This window comes from Streptomyces sp. NPDC057616 (assembly GCF_042800575.1).
Taxonomy (GTDB): Bacteria; Actinomycetota; Actinomycetes; order Streptomycetales; family Streptomycetaceae; genus Streptomyces.
This window is the reverse complement of sequence record NZ_JBHVGU010000026.1, coordinates 65,018-81,943: the sequence shown is the minus strand read 5'-3', so window position 1 is coordinate 81,943 and position 16,926 is coordinate 65,018. Positions and strand designations below refer to the sequence as shown.

Sequence of the window (16,926 nt, the reverse complement as noted above, 5' to 3'; positions counted from 1 at the left end):
GTTCGTGAGCTGTCGCACCCTTTGTTGCTGACACGTTGCCGCGTGTGAAGCGCTCATTTCGTTCTGCGTAAATCCTGCGCGAATCCTGTACCGATCCCGCGCGCCTTTCCTTTTCCCGGCCTTCTACGGACCGGAATTCCGCGCGCGTTCTCCGCTCTCGATCCATGGAGTTCTCCCATGCCCCCATCGCCCGTGCCGGGTGTCGGCCGACGGCTCTTTCTCACCTCTCTCGCCGGCGCCGCCGCCGGTGTCGCCGGACTGAGCGGCTGCGCGAACGGAAGTGCGGCCGCCGAGACGAAAGGGGCCTCGTCCGCGCCACTGGCCCGCAAGGTCCCGGCCGGTACGAGCCTGAAGATCGCCTCGTACCAGAACGTCCAGCAGATCCAGTTCCGACTGGCCGGGCTGGAAGTGCCGTTCAAGGTGTCGAACTGGCTGAACATCGGGGCGGGACCCGATGTCATCAACGCCTTCCGCGCCAAGTCGCTGGATCTCGCCAACAACGCGGGCATTCCGCCGATCCAGGCGCACTACCAGGGATTCGACGCGAAGATCGTCGCGATCAACATCACCCGGAAGCCCAATTACCTCTTCGCCACCAAGCCGGGCAGCGGCATCCGGACGGTCGCCGACTTCCGCGGGAAGAAGCTCGCCTTCTCCCAGGGGCAGGCCCAAGGGGTGGTGCTGCTGCGGGCGTTGAAGAAGGCGGGTCTCGCCTACGACGACGTGAAGCTCGTCCCGCTGACCAGCAACCAGTTCCTGACCGCGCTCCAGTCCGGCCAGGTCGACATCGCACCGCTCGCCAACAGCCAGGCTCCCGCCTACCTCCAGCAGTACGCGTCCAAGGGCGCCCGTGTCATCACCACGGACGTCGTCGACCTGCTCAACCTGCTGTGGGCGCCGGTCAGCGTGCTCAACGACCCCGCGAAGGCCGCCGCGGTCGCCGCGTACATCCCGGCCTGGGCCAAGGGCCAGGTCTGGGCGTACGAGCACCCCGGCACCTACGAGCGGGAGTTCTACGTCAAGACCCAGAACCTCACCCTCGCGCAGGCTCAGGGCATCACCAAGCTCGCCAACAAGCCGCTCTTCGCGCCCAGTTGGGCCGAGGCGATCAAGTGGGAGCAGGAGACCGCGGATCTGCTCGCGGAGGGCGGCTTCGTGAAGAGGTTCGACGTCTCCTCGCTCTTCGACCACCGCTTCGAGGACATCGCCGCCAAGGCCGTACCGGCGGAGTACCGGAGGTGACCGCCATGACCACCACGACCCCCGCCACGTCCACCACCCCGCCGGCCGCCGACCGGGAGGAGGGCCACCGGCCACGACGGCGGCGACGGCGCGGCCTCTCCCCCGGCCGGCCGCTGCCCGCCTCGCGCCTGATCGGCCCCGCGCTCCTCGTCGCGCTCTGGGCCGCCGCGTCCGCCGCGGGGCGGCTCGATCCCGGCGCGATCCCGGCCCCCTGGACGGTGGTCGGGACGGCCGGCCGGCTGTGGAGCGCCGGGACCCTGCCGACCGACATCCTGACCTCACTGGAACGCGCCGCCTACGGCTTCGCGATCGGCCTCACCGCCGGGGTCCTCCTCGCGCTGGCGTCCGGGCTCAGCCGGGTCGGCGAGGCACTGATCGACGGGACGGTGCAGCTCAACCGGGCGATCCCGACCCTCGGCCTGATCCCGCTGTTCATCCTGTGGCTGGGCATCGGCGAGACGTTCAAGATCGCGATCATCGCCATCGTCGTCTACATCCCGGTCTATCTGAACACGCACGCCGCGCTGTCCGGCATCGACAGCCGCTTCGTCGAACTGGCCGAGGTGCAGGGTCTTTCCCGGCTCCGGTTCGTCCGCCAGATCGTCATCCCCGGCGCGCTGCCCGGATTCTTCGTGGGACTCCGGCTCGCCGTCACCGGCTCCTGGCTGGGCCTGGTGGTGCTGGAGCAGATCAACGCCACCAGCGGGCTCGGCTACATGATGTTCCAGGCCCAGAACTACGGCCAGTCGGACGTCATCCTGGTCGGCCTGCTCGTGTACGGCGTCTTCGGCCTGATCTCCGACAGCGCGGTCCGTCTCGTCGAACGGAGGGTGCTGTCGTGGCGCCGCACACTGAGCAGCTGACCCGGCCCGCCGTCCAACTGCGCGGCCTGACACGGTCGTTCGAGAACCGCACGGTGCTCGACGGCATCGACCTCGACATCCCCGCCGGCCAGTTCGTGGCCCTGCTCGGGCACAGCGGCTCCGGCAAGTCCACGCTGCTGCGGGCGATCGCGGGCCTGGACCACAAGGTCGCCGGGAGCGGTCAGCTGACCGCCCCCGAGCGGGTGTCCGTGGTCTTCCAGGACTCGCGGCTGCTGCCCTGGCGGCGGGTCCTGGACAACGTCCTGCTCGGCCTCGACGGCAAGCACGCGGCGCGGCTGGGCCGCGAGGCGCTCGCCGAGGTGGGCCTGAAGGGCCGCGAGCGGGCCTGGCCGAACGAGCTGTCCGGCGGCGAGGCGCAGCGCGCCGCGCTGGCCCGCTCGCTCGTGCGCGAACCCGAACTCCTGCTGGCGGACGAGCCGTTCGGCGCGCTGGACGCGCTGACCCGGATCAAGATGCACGGCCTGCTGCGCGAGCTGTGGCAGCGGCACCGGCCGTCGGTCCTCCTCGTCACGCACGACGTCGACGAGGCGGTCGTCCTCGCGGACCGGGTGCTGGTCCTGGAGCAGGGCCGTATCGGCCTCGATCTGGCCGTCGACCACGAGCGCCCGCGCGAGGAGTACCGGACGCGGCTGCTGGCCGCGCTGGGCGTCACGGAGGACGCCGCGTGACCGCTGGTACCGACCGGCCCGCACCCCGTCAAGAACAGTGGATCGACCGTGAAGGAACGGACACCCCATGACCCGCCGGCTCCACCTCAACGCCTTCCTCATGAACACCGGCCACCACGAGGCCTCCTGGCGGCTGCCGGAGAGCGATCCGTACGCGCACGTCGAGCTGGACCACTACGTCCGGCTCGCCCGGACCGCCGAGCGCGGCACCTTCGACTCGCTCTTCCTCGCCGACGGCCCCCAGATGTGGAACAACATCGCGCAGCGGCCCGCCGGCGCCCTGGAACCGCTCACCCTGCTGACCGCGCTGGCGACGGCGACCGAGCACATCGGGCTGATCGCCACCGCCTCCACCTCCTACAACTCCCCCTACAACCTGGCCCGCAAGTTCGCGTCGCTGGACATCATCAGCGGCGGCCGGGCGGGCTGGAACATCGTCACCACGGCGGGTGCCGAGGCCGCGCGCAACTTCGGCCTGGACGCGGAGCCCGCGCACGCCGAGCGGTACGCGCGGGCCGCCGAGTTCCTGGACGTCGCCCTCAAGCTGTGGGACAGCTGGGAGGACGACGCGATCGTCGCCGACAAGGCGGCCGGCGTCTGGGGCGACGACGCGAAGATCCACCCGCCCCGGCACCGGGGAAGGTATTTCAGCGTCGAGGGCGCCCTCAACGTCCCCCGCTCGCCCCAGGGTTACCCGCTGCTCGTGCAGGCCGGGTCGAGCGAGGACGGCAAGGCGTTCGCGGCCCGCTACGCGGAGGCGGTGTTCACCGCCCAGCAGACCCTCGCGGACGCGCAGTCCTTCTACGCCGACCTCAAGTCCCGTACGGCGGCGGCCGGCCGCGACCCCGGCCACATCAAGGTGCTGCCCGGGATCGTGCCGGTCGTCGGCTCGACGGAGGCCGAGGCGCGGGCGAACGAACAGCTCCTGGAGGACCACATCGTGCACCGGCACGGCGTGGACCGCCTGGAACGCCTGCTGCAACTCCAGCCCGGCACCCTTGAGCTGGACGCCCAGCTGCCCGCCGACCTGCCGCCCGAGGACGCGGTGGAGGGCGCCAAGAGCCGCTACACGCTCGTCGTCCAGCTGGCCCGGCGCGAACGCCTCACCGTCCGGCAGCTGATCGGCCGGCTCGGCGGCGGCCGTGGCCACCTGACCTTCGCCGGGACGCCCGAGCAGGTCGCCGACGCGATCGAGACGTGGTTCACCCGGGGCGCGGCGGACGGCTTCAACATCATGCCCGCCGTGCTGCCCTCCGGCCTGGAGACCTTCGTCGAGCAGGTCGTGCCGATCCTGCGCGCCCGCGGCCTGCTCCGCACGGAGTACGGACCGCGCCGCACCCTGCGCGAGCGCTACGGCCTCCCGCGCCCCGCCAACCAGTACGTCCCGCCCGCCCAGCCCGCCCTCGTCTGAAAGGACCCGCACATGTCCGGCATCGAGATCCAGCAGGTCACCGCGCACATCGGCGCCCGTGTCTCGGGCGTCGACATCTCCAAGCCCCTCGGCGAGGAGACGGCCGCCGCGATCCGCGAGGCCCTGAACGTCCACAAGGCGCTCGTCTTCGACGACGTGAACCTGGACGACGAGGGCCAGCAGGCCTTCGTCCGCCACTTCGGCGACATCACCACCGCGCACCCGACGGTCTCCTCCGTCGACGGGGTCCCGAACGTGCTGCCCGTCGACAGCGAGCGCGGCCGCGCCGCCAACCACTGGCACACCGACGTCACCTTCGTCCTCAACCCGCCGCAGGCCAGCACCCTCCGCAGCATCACTCTCCCGCCGTACGGCGGCGAGACCCTGATCACCAGCTCCGCGGCCGCCTACCGCCAACTGCCCGAATCGCTGCGCCGGCTGGCGGACACGCTGTGGGCGGAGCACACCAACGACTACGACTACGCCGTGCCGGACGAGGAGGTCGACGAGCGGCAGGCCGCCCAGCGCGCCCAGTTCACGTCGATCAAGTACCGCACGGTCCACCCGGTGGTCCGCGTCCACCCGCTGACCGGTGAACGCGGGCTGTTCATCGGCGGGTTCGCCCAGCGGATCGTGGGCCTGTCCCCCGGCGAGTCCCGCAAGATCCTCGACCTGCTGCAGGCGTACGTCACCCGGCCGGAGAACATCCTGCGCCACCGCTGGTCGCCGAACCAGCTCGTCCTGTTCGACAACCGCATCACCCAGCACTACGCCGTCGACAACTACGACGGGCTGCCGCGCCGGCTGCACCGGGTGACCGTCGCCGGTGACGTGCCGGTCGGCATCGAGGGCAAGGAGAGCTACTCGATCGAGGGCGACGCGTCGCACTACACCTCCGTGGCGGCGTAGTCCGCCGGGCACGCAGCGTCACGCGCGTGTCCGGATAGTGGGCGGCCGATCCTCCTGAGCGGAGCGGCCGCCCACACTGTGGGCGTTTTTGCCCACCTCACGTACTGGACGAGCCGCGCGCATGCCGAACAGCACCACCACGGTCGAGTCGCCGCCACAGGCGGACGCCGCCCCTCTGTCCCACAGCCTCAAGCAGCGCCATCTGTCGATGATCGCCCTGGGCGGCGTCATCGGAGCGGGCCTGTTCGTCGGCTCCGGCGCGGGGATCGCCGCCGCCGGCCCCTCCATCGTCGTCGCCTACACCCTCTCCGGGTTGCTGGTGATGCTGGTGATGCGGATGCTCGGTGAGATGTCGGCCGCGTATCCGTCGTCGGGCTCCTTCTCGGCGCACGCCGAGCGCGCGATCGGCCCGTGGGCGGGCTTCACCGCGGGCTGGTCCTTCTGGGTGCTGCTGTGCACGGCCGTCGGCCTGGAGGGCATCGGCGCCGCGAAGATCGTGACGGGCTGGCTGCCGGGGACGCCCGAGTGGGCGTGGGTCGCCCTGTTCATGATGGTCTTCTGCGCCACCAACCTGGCCGCGGTGAAGAACTTCGGCGAGTTCGAGTTCTGGTTCGCGGCCCTGAAGGTCGGCGCGATCGGCCTGTTCCTGGTGCTGGGCGTGCTGGCGGTCGCGGGCGTGCTGCCCGGCACGGACGCCCCCGGGACCGCGAACCTCACCGGCAAGGGCGGCTTCCTGCCGAACGGCAGCGAGGGCCTGGTCATCGGCCTGCTCGCCTCGGTCTTCGCCTACGGCGGCCTGGAGACCGTGACCATCGCCGCCGCCGAGTCGGAGAACCCGGTCAAGGGCGTGGCGAGCGCGGTCCGCACCGCGATGTGGCGCATCGCGCTGTTCTACATCGGCTCCATGGCGGTCATCGTCACCCTCGTCCCGTGGGACGCGAAGGAGGTCGTCGAGTCCGGCCCGTACGTCGCCGCCCTGCACTCGCTCGGCATCCCCGGGGCCGGCCGGCTGATGAACGTGGTCATCCTCGTCGCGCTGCTGTCCGCGATGAACGCCAACATCTACGGCTCCTCGCGCATCGCCTACTCCCTGGTGCAGCGCGGCCAGGGCCCGAAGGGGCTGGGCCGGGTCTCCGGCGGCGTCCCGCGCGTCGCGGTCCTGACCTCCTCGGTCTTCGGCTTCGTCTGCGTGGTGCTCAGCTACTGGCGCCCGGACGACGTCTTTCCCTGGCTGCTGAACATGATCGGCGCGGTGATCCTCGTCGTCTGGATCTTCATCGCCGTCTCCCAGCTCCGCCTCCGCGCGCGCCTGGAACGCGAGGCGCCCGAGAAGCTCGCCGTCCGCATGTGGGCCTTCCCCTGGCTCACCTGGCTCGCCCTGGCCGCGATGGCGGCGATCTTCGTCCTGATGGCCCGGGAGCCCGGCACCCGCGTCCAGCTCTACGGCACGGGCGGCATGACGGCGGCCCTCGCGGCGATCGGGTACGCGTGGCAGCGGGCGCGCGCCAAGGCCTGACTCCCTCCTGATCCGGCACAGGCTCCGGCACCTGCCCCGAAAGACCCCCGCGGTGATCCGCGGGGGTCTTTTTGTTGCTAGCGTGTACTTGCAAGTCTTTTGCAATAAGAGTCGGAGGGGACCCCCATGCCCGTCTACACGCTTCCTGAGCTGCCGTACGACTACGCCGCGCTCGCGCCCGTGATCAGCCCCGAGATCATCGAGCTGCACCACGACAAGCACCACGCGGCGTACGTGAAGGGCGCCAACGACACCCTGGAGCAGCTGGCCGAGGCACGGGAGCGGGAGAGCTGGGGGGCGCTGAACGGCCTGGAGAAGAACCTGGCCTTCCATCTGTCGGGGCACATCCTGCACTCGATCTACTGGCAGAACATGACCGGCCCGAAGGAGGGCGGCGGCGAGCCGCTCGCCGTGGACGGGGTGGGCGAACTGGCCGGCGCGATCACCGAGTCGTTCGGGAGTTTCGGCGCCTTCAAGGCCCAGCTGACCAAGGCCGCCGCCACCACGCAGGGGTCGGGCTGGGGCGTCCTCGCCCTCGAGCCGCTGAGCGGGCGGCTCGTCGTCGAGCAGGTCTACGACCACCAGGGCAACGTCGGCCAGGGCTCGGTGCCGATCCTGGTCTTCGACGCCTGGGAGCACGCCTTCTACCTGCAGTACCGCAACCAGAAGGTCGACTTCGTCGAAGCGATGTGGGCGGTCGTCAACTGGCAGGACGTCGCCCGGCGTTACGAGGCCGCGAGGTCGCGGGCGGACGTGCTGCTCCTGGCTCCCTGAGAGCGTCCTGCCTCGTGATCGTCTTCTCACCCTTCACCAGGCAGGCGGCATGACGGAAGCCCCCGCGAGGACAGGACTCGCGGGGGCTTCCCATGAGCTACGCGGCCTCCTCCTCGCACGGGACGTTCAGCGAGAGCAGCCCCACCGACCCGGCGTCCAGCCGGAGTTCGGTGACGGCGGCGTTGCGCAGCCGCGGGAACACCCGGCGGTAGTCGGGGAGCGGGATCGACAGCAGCCGGCACAGCACCAGGCGGAGCAGGGTGTTGTGCGCGACGACCAGGACACGCCCGCCCTCGTGCGCGGCGGCGATGCGCCGCAGGGCGGTGGCGCCCCGTTCGGCGGCCGCCCGCGGGTCCTCGGCACCGGGGAAGGGGTGCGCCACCGGATCGGCGCGGAAGGCCGCCGCCGCGTCGGGGTCCTCCCGCGCGAACTCGGCGAGCGTGCGGCCCTCCACCACCCCGAAGTCGCACTCCCGCAGGGCGTGTTCGCGGTACGGGGTGAGGCCGAGGGCGCGGCAGGCGGGCTCGGCGGTGGCGATCGCGCGCGAGACGGTGGAGGTCCAGATCGCGTCGACGGGATGGGCGCCGGCCCAGCGCCCGAGCGCCTCGGCCTGCGCGCGCCCCGTGCCGGTGAGCGCCACGTCGCTCACTCCGGCGTAGCGGTTCTCGGCGTGCCAGACGGTCTGCCCGTGCCGGGCCAGCAGCAGCGTCGTACTCATGAGTCCGAAGTATCGCGGTGGGCGGCACCCTCCAGGGTCTGCCGCAGCCGGGCGTGCGCGTGTCCCGCCACCGGGGACGGCAGCCAGCCACGGGCCGTCAGCTCGTCGACCAGGCGGGCGTACGGCTCGGCGAAGCGGGCGGTGCGCCCGGGGCGGGGTTCCAGGCGGGTGCCGATGCGGACCATGCGGTCGGTGATGTCCACCAGGGGGCCCGAGCCCGTCCCGTGGGCGGCCAGCGCGGCCATGCCCAGGGCCGGTTCGGTCTGCGCGGGCACACGGGCCGGGCGGCCGAGGATGTCGGCGCGCAGCTGGTTCCAGTACGGGCTGCGGGCACCGCCGCCGGTGAAGGTGAGCGGGCCGTCCAGCGGGGCGCCGAGGTGGTGCAGGTAGTCCAGGCAGAGCCGTTCGGTGAAGGCGACGCCCTGGAGCAGCGCGGCCCACAGGTCGGCGTCCCCCGCCGGCTCGCCCAGCACCAGGGTGGTGGCGCCGGGTGCCAGGAACGGGAACCGTTCGCCGGGCGACACCAGGGGGTAGGCCACCGCGCCCGAGGGTTCGAACGCGGCCGCCCGCGCGTCCATCGCCGCCGGGTCGGCGCCCGCGAAGGCCGCGGTCAGCACCCCCGCACCGACGCTGGACGCCCCGCCGGGCAGCCAGCTCCCGTCCGGCGCACGGTGGTTGTAGACCACGCCGGACGGATCGCGGACCGGCTCGGCGGCGGCACCCTTGAGGACGAGGGTCGTGCCCAGCACGGAGTTCCAGGAGCCGGGGCGCAGCGCGCCGGACGCGATCTGCGCCGCGCAGCCGTCGGTCATCCCGGCGACGACAGGGGTGCCGACCGGGATGCCGGTGGCCTCGGCCGCGGCCGGGCAGACCTCGCCGAGCAGGGTGCCGGGCCGGACCACGTCGGGCAGGGTCTCCCGGGGCAGGCCCATGACGTCCGGCCAGGCCTCCCGCCCGACGTCGTAGGCCGTCTTGAGGGCGTGACTGGAGTCGGTCGGCACCGGCTTGCCGACGAGCCGGGCGGTGATGACGTCGGGCTGGTGGGTGATCCGTCCCCGTCCGTACTCCTCGACCAGCCAGCGCGCCTTCGGCAGCGCCCAGGTGTCCTGCACCGCGAGGCCGGCCTCCCGCGCCCGCGCCCCCTGCGCCGCGGCCCGCCCGTCGTCGTACATGAGCCCCGGGCTCAGCGGCCGGCCCGCCCCGTCCGTGAGCAGCACGGTCCCGGACGTGCCGCACACCGCGAGCCCGCCGATCCGCACGCCCGCGACCGGGGCGAGCGCGGCCCGGGCGGCGGTGCGCACCCCCTCCCACCAGTCCCCCGGCTCCTGCTCGTGCCGGTTCCGTTCGCGGCGCCCGCCGACCGGTGCCGAGCCGCCGCCGAGGACCGTCCCGTCCCCGGTCACGGCCAGCACACGGACGCTCTGCGTGCCGAGGTCGATCCCCAGCCACGCCTCTCGCTCGTCCCGCATCCCTGCCTCCCGGACATCTCGGACCGTCCTGTGAACTTCACGCCTCCCTCCGATATTGACGGGTGATTTTCGCTTGCGCGAGGGATTGACGCGCAACTTCCGGCGTTACACCCTCTGTTAGCGAGTCGACTCGACGTGTTGCCCCCACCGCCCAGCGCACCGGACCCGCCCCCACACGGAGGTCACGGATGGACACGCACGCGCACGACCGCAGACGGTTCCTCGCCCTCACCGCCGGGGCCGCCGCCACTCCGCTGCTGGCCGCCTGCGGCGCCGGCTTCGGCGGGGACGACGGCAACAAGGGCGGCGGCTCGGCCGCCGACGACGTCACCGGCTCCTTCGACTGGAAGCGGGAGAAGGGCACGACGGTCAAGGCACTGCTCAACAAGCACCCCTACACCGACGCCCTGATCGCCGACCTGAAGTCCTTCACCGCGCAGACCGGCATCAAGGTCGAGTACGACGTCTTCCCCGAGGACAACTACTTCGACAAGCTCACCGTGGACCTCTCCAGCGGGCGGGCCTCCTACGACGTCTTCATGCTCGGCGCCTACATGGTCTGGCAGTACGGGCCGCCCGGCTGGCTGGAGGACCTCGGGCCCTGGATGCGCAACTCCTCGGCCACCGGCGACGAATGGGACCAGGCCGACTTCTTCCCCAACCTGCTCCGGTCCGACCAGTGGTCGCTGAAGGCCGGCGCCCCGCTCGGCCAGGGCGGGCAGTACGCGCTGCCGTGGGGCTGGGAGACGAACGTCGTCGCCTACAACACCGAGGTCTTCGGCAGACTCGGCCTCAAACCGGCGGAGACCTTCGACGAGTTGCGGGAGATCGCCGGGGCGGTCAAGCGGAAGGCCCCGGGCGCGGGGTACGACGGCATGTACGGGATCGCCGTGCGCGGCTCGCGCAGCTGGGCCACCATCCACCCCGGCTTCATGACCATGTACGCCCGCAACGGCCTGCACGACTTCACCGTGGACGGCGGGAAGCTGAAGCCCGCGATGAACACGCCGGAGGCCGTCGCCTTCACCCAGGACTGGGCGGGCATGGTCAAGCAGGGCGGGCCGCCGTCGTGGACGTCGTACACCTGGTACCAGTGCTCCAGCGACCTCGGCGCGAAGAAGGCGGCCATGCTCTTCGACGCGGACACCGCGGCCTACTTCCAGGCCGTGAAGGGGGCGAGCCCCGCCTCCGGGAAGATCGCCTTCCACCCCGGCCCGAAGGGCCCGGACGGCTCGCTCGCCACCAACATGTGGATCTGGTCGCTCGGCATGAACGCCAAGGGCCGCAAGAAGAGCGCCAGTTGGCTCTTCCTGCAGTGGGCGACCGGCAAGGAGCACCTGCGCAAGGGGGCGATCACCCACAACCACATCGACCCGGTACGGAAGTCGATCAGCCAGGACGCCGCGTACAAGGACAAGATGCGGCACCTGCCGGGCTTCATCGAGACCTTCGAGACGGTCGTCGGCCAGACGAAGATCCAGTTCACCCCGCAGGCCCAGTTCTTCGACGCCACCACCAGCTGGGCGGCCGCCCTCCAGGAGATCTACGGCGGCAAGAACGCGAAGTCGGTGCTGAACGGGCTGGCAAGTGACCTCGCCTCCAAGGTGAGTTGAGCACCATGGGCTGGCGGCCGACCCTGCGCCCGTACCTGCTGATCGTCCCGGCGCTGCTGCTGACCTGCGGGATCCTCTACCCCTTCGGACTCGGGCTCTACTACACGCTGTTCGACTTCTCGGCGAGCAAGCCGCAGCCGGACATGGTGCGGCTGCACAACTACGAGACGGTCTTCACCCAGGACGCGTTCTGGAACTCGGCGTGGGTGACCGTCCTGTACGCGGTCGGGGCCGCCGCCGCCGAGACCGTGCTCGGGGTCGCGGTCGCCCTGCTGCTGCACCGCTCCTCGCGCGTCGGCCGGGTGCTGGAGAAGATCCTCATCCTGCCGCTGATGATCGCCCCGGTGATCGCCGCGATCATGTGGAAGCTGATGCTCCAGCCGTCGGTGGGGGTGGTCAACCATCTGCTGAAACCCTTCGGGCTGGGGGGAGTTCAGTGGACGGACACCCCGACGGGCGCGCTGCTGTCGTCGATCGCCGTGGACGTCTGGGTCTACACCCCGTTCGTGGCGATCCTCGCCCTCGCCGGTCTGCGGTCGCTGCCCACCTCCCCGTTCGAGGCGGCGGCCGTGGACGGCGCGGGCTGGTGGTACACCTTCCGCCGGCTGACGCTGCCGATGCTGTGGCCGTACGTCCTGGTCGCGGTGATCTTCCGGTTCATGGACTCGCTGAAGGTCTTCGACATCATCTACGCCCTGACGGAGGGCGGTCCCGGCGACTCGACCGTGGTCCTGCAGATCCGGGCGTACCTGGAGGCGATCCGCTTCCAGCGCTACAGCTTCGGCATCAGCTACACGATCGTGCTGTGGGCCGTGGTGTACCTCGCGGCGATGGTGCTCGTACGCCATCTGGGCCGCATCCAGCGGAAGGCGGCCGAGGCGAAATGACGGTCAGGAAGCGCCTGTTGGGATGGCTCGCGGACGCGGCACTCATCCTCTACTTCGTCTTCGCGCTGTTCCCGATCGCCTGGATGGTGATCCTCTCGCTCAAGCCCGCGAACCAGCTCTTCAGCACCTACTTCTCCTTCACCCCGACCCTCGGCGCCTACCGGACGGTGCTCGGCGACAGCGAGGGCATCCCCTTCGTGCGGTTCTTCGTCAACAGCCTGGTGGTGTCGGTGGGGGCGGTGCTGCTGTCGCTCGTGGTCGGGCTGCCGGCGGCGTACGCGTCGGCGCGCTGGCGGTTCAAGGGCTCGGAGAACCTGATGTTCACGCTGCTGTCGTTCCGGTTCGCGCCCGAACTCACCGTGATCATCCCGCTGTTCGTGCTGTACCAGAAGCTCGGGCTGTTCGACACGTACGTCGGCATGATCTGGGTCCTGCAGCTGGTGACGCTGCCGCTCATCGTGTGGATCATGCGGTCCTACTTGGCCGATCTCACCCCGGAGCTGGAGCAGGCGGCCCTGCTGGACGGCTACACGCGCAAGCAGGCCTTCTTCAGGGTGGCCCTGCCGCTGGTCAAGCCGGGCGTCGCGGCGGTGTCGCTGCTGGCCTTCATCTTCGCCTGGAACAACTTCGTCTTCCCGCTGATCCTCACCTCCAACGAGGCCCAGACGGTGACCGTCGGCGCCCTGTCCTTCCTCGGCGGCGACCGCCCCAAGTACAACCTCACGGCCGCGGCGGCCCTGGTCTCGGTCGTACCGCCGCTGCTGCTGGCCCTGACCATCCAGCGGTATCTGGTGCGGGGGCTGTCGTTCGGGGCGGTGAAATCGTGATCGGGCTGCGCGGGATCAGGAAGGCGTACGGAAAGGTCACCGCGCTCGACGGGCTCGAACTGGACGTCGGGGAAGGGGAGTTCTTCTGTCTGCTCGGACCGTCCGGGGCCGGGAAGACGACCACGCTGAAGACCGTCGCCGGGCTGGAGCGGCCCGACGCCGGGACGGTGCTGCTCGACGGCGAGGACATGGCGGACGTCGAGCCGTACGACCGGGGCGTGGCGATGTGCTTCGAGAGCTACGCCCTCTACCCGCACCGCTCGGCCTACGACAACCTCGTCTCCCCGCTCCGCTCGCCCCGCCATCGCCTGCCCGCCGCCGAGGCCCGCGCACGCGTCGGCGCGATCGCCGAACTCCTCGGCATCGGCGGCCTGCTGGACCGCCAGGTCGGTCAGCTCTCCAACGGCCAGCGGCAGCGCATCGCCCTCGGCCGGGTGCTGGTCCGGCCCGCCCGCGCCTTCCTCCTCGACGAGCCCCTCTCCCACCTCGACGCCAAACTCCGCCAGCAGATGCGGGCCGAGCTGAAGGCGATCGGGGCGGTGCAGAACACCACGACCCTCTACGTCACCCACGACTCCGTCGAGGCCCTCGCGCTCGGCGACCGGATCGGGGTGATCCGGGACGGGCGGATCGTGCAGACGGGCACGCGGGAGGAGATCTGGTACCGCCCGCACGACACGGAGGTGGCGCGGGCGTTCGGCCGGCCGCGCATCAACCTGCTGCCCGGGACGGTCACCGAGGACGGGGGCTTCCGGTCGGCGGACGGGAAGGTGGAGCTGCCGCTGGCGGCGCGGGCCCGGGCCGGCACGGACGTCCTGGTCGGTGTGCGCCCCCGGGACGTCGCGCTGTCGGGCGCCGGCGGCCACGAGCTGACCGGCACCGTCTACGTCACCGAGGTGCTCGGCCGCAGCGTCGAGGTGACCGTCCGGCTGGGCGGGCAGCACCTGTCGCTGGTGGCCCCGCGCGGCGACACGGCGGGCCTCGGTCCCGACGATCCGGTACGACTCACGGTCCGGCCTGAGAACCTGCTGCTGTTCGAGGCCGACCGGCCCGGGCGCCCAGGACGACTGATCGGGACACGATGAGCAGCAACAGCGGCGGCGCACATCAGCAGGGACCCGCGGCCCGGCAGGCCGCCATGGCCGAGCTGGTCCTGGCCGACGGCTCGGCGACGGCGGCGGAGCTCGCCGAGCGTTTCGGGGTGAGCCTGATGACCATCCACCGGGACCTCGACGAGCTCGAACGGCAGGGAATCGTCCGGAAGTTCAGGGGCGGCGTGACCGCGCAGCCGTCCGGTGTCTTCGAGTCCAACGTGCAGTACCGGCTCAAGACGATGCGCGCCGAGAAGGCCGCCGTCGCCGAACACGCGCTCGGATCCATAGAACCCGGCATGGCGATCATGCTCGACGACTCCACCTCCACCCTGGAGATAGCCCGCCACCTGCGGCTCGGCGAGATCACCCCGCTGACGGTGGTCACCAACTTCCTGGAGGCGATCAACCTGCTCGCCGACCAGCGGGGCATCCATCTGATGGCGCTCGGCGGCGACTACGACCCGCTGCACTCCTCCTTCCTCGGGGTGTCCTGCGTGGAGGCGGTCGAGCAGCTGCGGGTGGACGTGTGCTTCACCTCGACGTCCGCCGTGCACGGGGGTTACGCATACCACCAGGAACAGCACATCGTGTCGGTGAAGCGGGCCATGCTCGACGCGGCCGCCCGCAACGTCCTGCTGATCGACCACACCAAGCTCGCCCGGGTCGCGCTGCACCGGGTCGTCCCGCTGTCCCGCTACGACCTGCTCCTCGTCGACGACGGGGCGTCGGCCGAGGCGCTGCGGGACCTGGACGAGCACAAGGTCCCGTACGAGATCTGCGCCACGAGAGGCACGAAGGGCAGCGATGACCGAGCTGGAACTACGTGATCTGCGCAAGACGTACCGCTCCCGGGGCCGGCCGCCGGTGGACGCCGTACGCGGCCTCGACCTCGCGCTGCACTCCGGGGAACTGCTCGGGCTGCTGGGCCCCTCGGGCTGCGGCAAGTCCACCACCCTGCGGATGATCGCCGGTCTCGAGAGCGTGACCGGCGGGGACATCCTGGTGGGCGGCACGTCGGTGATCCACCGCCCGGCCCAGGCCCGCAACATCGGGGTCGCCTTCGAGAACTACGCGCTGTACCCGCCGCTGACGGTCGCCGAGAACCTGGCCTTCGGGCTGAAGGCGCGCAGGAGGGGCGTGCGGGGGGACGTGCGGCGCAAGGTCGCCGAGATCGCCGACCGGGTCGACCTCACCGGCATCCTCGACGCCCACCCGGCCGGCCTGTCCAGCGGCCAGAAGCAGCGCGTCTGCCTGGCCCGAGCGCTCGTGCGCGAACCGGACGTCCTGCTGCTGGACGAGCCCCTCTCCCACCTCGACGCGGCCCAGCGCGACACCACCCGCCGCGAACTCAAGCGCATCCAGCGGGACCTGGGCCATACGACGATCCTGGTCACCCACGACCAGGAGGAGGCCCTGTCCCTCGCCGACCGGATCGCCGTGATGAAGGACGGCGTCATCCAGCAGCTCGGCACCCCCTACGAGATCTACGACAGCCCCGCGAACCTGTTCGTGGCGGACTTCGTGGGCGAGCCCGCGATCAACCTGCTGCCGGGGACCGTCGCGGACGACGGCCGCGCCCGCCTCTCGGACGCCGTACGGATCGCCCTGCCCGTGCCGGTCGCGGCGGGCCGCGAGGTGGTCGTCGGCATCCGGCCCGAGGACCTGCGCCTCGGGGGCGAGGAGGGCCTGCCCACCACGGTCGTCGCCCATGAGCCGCTGCTGGAGGCGGGCATCGCCACGCTCGCCCTGGAGGGCGTCGAACGCCCCCTCGTCGTCCTCACCGGCCCCGAGGTGCGCCTCGCGCACGACGAGCCCGTACGGGTCACCGCCGAGGCGCGCCTGACCCATGTCTTCGACGCCGAGACAGGAGACTCCCTGCGATGAGCGAACCCGTCCGTGTCGTCGCCGCCGGCGACCACTTCATCCTGCCGTCGCTCATCACGGCGGCGGTCACCCACGAACTCGACTGCGACGTGAGGGAGTTGACCCTCGGCTGGCCGCTGGAGCCGTTCGGGCCGGTCGCCGAGGTCATGGAGGCCAGCGACGCCGAGGACGAGCTGATCGAGGCGCTGGCCGGCGCCCGGGTGCTGGTCACGCAGATGGGCCCGGTGACGGAGCGCGTCCTGGCGGCCTGCCCGGACCTGCGGCTGGTGGTCGTGTGCCGGGGCGGCCCGGTCAACGTCAACCTGGACGCGGCCAAGCGGCACGACGTCCGCGTCTGCTACGCCCCCGGCCGCAACGCCGCCGCGACCGCCGAGTTCACCGTCGGCCTGATGCTGGCGGCCCTGCGCCGCATCCCGCAGGCGCACCACCTGCTGGCCGGGCAGGGCAGCTGGGAGGGGGCGACGTACTACACGTACGAGCACAGCGGCCTGGAGCTGGAGGACCTGCCCGTCGGGCTGGTCGGCTACGGCGCCGTCGGCAGTCGCGTCGCCCGCGCGCTGTGCGCCTTCGGCGCGCAGGTGATGGTGTACGACCCCTACATGCGCGGCCAGATCTTCGGTCTGCGCATGCACACGCTCGACGAACTCCTGCGCCGCTCCCGGGTGATCACGCTGCACGCCCGGCTGACCGCCGAGACCCGCGGCCTGATCGGCGCCCGCGAGCTCGCGCTGCTGCCCGCGGGCTCGGTGGTGGTGAACGTGGCGCGCGGGCCGCTGGTCGACGAGGAGGCGCTGTGCGACGCGCTGGAGAGCGGCCACGTGTCGGCGGCGGCCCTGGACACGTACGGGCAGGAGCCGGTGCCGGCCGGCTCGCGCCTGTTCGGCCTGGCCGACCGCGTGGTGATGACGCCGCATCTGGGCGGGGCCTCGCGCGCGGTGGCGGAGAAGGCGGCCCGGATCGCCGCCGAAGAGGTGGGGCGCTGGGGCCGCGGGGAGCCGCTGGCGCACTGTCTGACCTGACGAGCCGGGAG

Annotated in this window: 16 protein-coding genes; 14 read left to right on the top strand and 2 right to left on the bottom strand. The window is 71.4% G+C overall.

What is annotated here, in order from left to right:
- Positions 1-177 precede the first annotated feature (177 nt).
- The 7 genes from ACFU97_RS29600 (at position 178) to ACFU97_RS29570 (ending at position 7,404) form a co-directional block, all read left to right on the top strand.
- A complete protein-coding gene (locus ACFU97_RS29600) occupies positions 178-1,242 on the top strand; it encodes an ABC transporter substrate-binding protein (protein WP_384262548.1) in 1,065 nt (354 codons plus the stop codon).
- 5 nt (positions 1,243-1,247) lie between these two features.
- The gene (locus ACFU97_RS29595; protein ID WP_384262545.1) at positions 1,248-2,105 is read left to right on the top strand and encodes an ABC transporter permease; all 858 of its coding nucleotides are present in this window, start codon (positions 1,248-1,250) and stop codon (positions 2,103-2,105) included.
- Positions 2,081-2,794 (top strand): ABC transporter ATP-binding protein, encoded by a 714-nt coding sequence (locus ACFU97_RS29590; protein WP_384262543.1) that lies wholly within the window; start codon positions 2,081-2,083, stop codon positions 2,792-2,794. Before ACFU97_RS29595 ends, ACFU97_RS29590 begins: the two co-directional genes overlap by 25 nt.
- Positions 2,795-2,861: 67 nt before the next feature.
- Positions 2,862-4,205 carry an LLM class flavin-dependent oxidoreductase gene (locus ACFU97_RS29585; RefSeq protein WP_384262540.1) on the top strand — a complete coding sequence of 448 codons (1,344 nt, stop codon included), beginning with the start codon at positions 2,862-2,864 and terminating at the stop codon, positions 4,203-4,205.
- Positions 4,206-4,217: 12 nt separating this feature from the next.
- A complete protein-coding gene (locus ACFU97_RS29580; protein WP_384262537.1) occupies positions 4,218-5,114 on the top strand; it encodes a TauD/TfdA dioxygenase family protein in 897 nt (298 codons plus the stop codon).
- A gap of 121 nt (positions 5,115-5,235) precedes the next feature.
- Complete coding sequence (locus ACFU97_RS29575; RefSeq protein ID WP_384262535.1) at positions 5,236-6,630, top strand: amino acid permease; 1,395 nt, start codon at positions 5,236-5,238, stop codon at positions 6,628-6,630.
- 126 nt (positions 6,631-6,756) lie between these two features.
- Positions 6,757-7,404, top strand: a complete 648-nt coding sequence (locus ACFU97_RS29570; RefSeq protein WP_384262533.1) for a superoxide dismutase — start codon at positions 6,757-6,759, stop codon at positions 7,402-7,404.
- A 97-nt stretch (positions 7,405-7,501) separates the two neighbouring features.
- Here the strand turns inward: ACFU97_RS29570 and ACFU97_RS29565 are convergent, their stop codons facing one another.
- Together ACFU97_RS29565 and ACFU97_RS29560 are read right to left on the bottom strand one after the other, a co-directional pair.
- A complete protein-coding gene (locus ACFU97_RS29565; RefSeq protein WP_384262531.1) occupies positions 7,502-8,122 on the bottom strand; it encodes a histidine phosphatase family protein in 621 nt (206 codons plus the stop codon).
- Positions 8,119-9,591, bottom strand: a complete 1,473-nt coding sequence (locus ACFU97_RS29560) for an FGGY-family carbohydrate kinase (RefSeq protein WP_384262528.1) — start codon at positions 9,589-9,591, stop codon at positions 8,119-8,121. The genes ACFU97_RS29565 and ACFU97_RS29560 overlap by 4 nt, the downstream gene beginning before the upstream one ends.
- Positions 9,592-9,779: 188 nt before the next feature.
- Here ACFU97_RS29560 and ACFU97_RS29555 point away from each other — a divergent pair, with 188 nt between their 5' ends.
- From ACFU97_RS29555 to ACFU97_RS29525, 7 genes are read left to right on the top strand one after another with little or no spacing between them, the layout of a single operon-like run.
- The gene (locus ACFU97_RS29555; protein WP_384262526.1) at positions 9,780-11,204 is read left to right on the top strand and encodes an ABC transporter substrate-binding protein; all 1,425 of its coding nucleotides are present in this window, start codon (positions 9,780-9,782) and stop codon (positions 11,202-11,204) included.
- A gap of 5 nt (positions 11,205-11,209) precedes the next feature.
- A complete protein-coding gene (locus ACFU97_RS29550) occupies positions 11,210-12,091 on the top strand; it encodes a carbohydrate ABC transporter permease (RefSeq protein ID WP_384262523.1) in 882 nt (293 codons plus the stop codon).
- On the top strand, positions 12,088-12,918 hold the full coding sequence (locus ACFU97_RS29545; protein ID WP_384262520.1) for a carbohydrate ABC transporter permease: 831 nt from the start codon (positions 12,088-12,090) through the stop codon (positions 12,916-12,918). The genes ACFU97_RS29550 and ACFU97_RS29545 overlap by 4 nt, the downstream gene beginning before the upstream one ends.
- A complete protein-coding gene (locus ACFU97_RS29540) occupies positions 12,915-14,003 on the top strand; it encodes an ABC transporter ATP-binding protein (protein ID WP_384262518.1) in 1,089 nt (362 codons plus the stop codon). Before ACFU97_RS29545 ends, ACFU97_RS29540 begins: the two co-directional genes overlap by 4 nt.
- Positions 14,000-14,839, top strand: a complete 840-nt coding sequence (locus tag ACFU97_RS29535; RefSeq protein WP_384262516.1) for a DeoR/GlpR family DNA-binding transcription regulator — start codon at positions 14,000-14,002, stop codon at positions 14,837-14,839. The genes ACFU97_RS29540 and ACFU97_RS29535 overlap by 4 nt, the downstream gene beginning before the upstream one ends.
- Positions 14,817-15,896 (top strand): ABC transporter ATP-binding protein, encoded by a 1,080-nt coding sequence (locus ACFU97_RS29530; protein ID WP_384262514.1) that lies wholly within the window; start codon positions 14,817-14,819, stop codon positions 15,894-15,896. Before ACFU97_RS29535 ends, ACFU97_RS29530 begins: the two co-directional genes overlap by 23 nt.
- The gene (locus tag ACFU97_RS29525; RefSeq protein ID WP_384262512.1) at positions 15,893-16,915 is read left to right on the top strand and encodes a 2-hydroxyacid dehydrogenase; all 1,023 of its coding nucleotides are present in this window, start codon (positions 15,893-15,895) and stop codon (positions 16,913-16,915) included. Before ACFU97_RS29530 ends, ACFU97_RS29525 begins: the two co-directional genes overlap by 4 nt.
- The last annotated feature ends 11 nt before the right edge of the window (positions 16,916-16,926 follow it).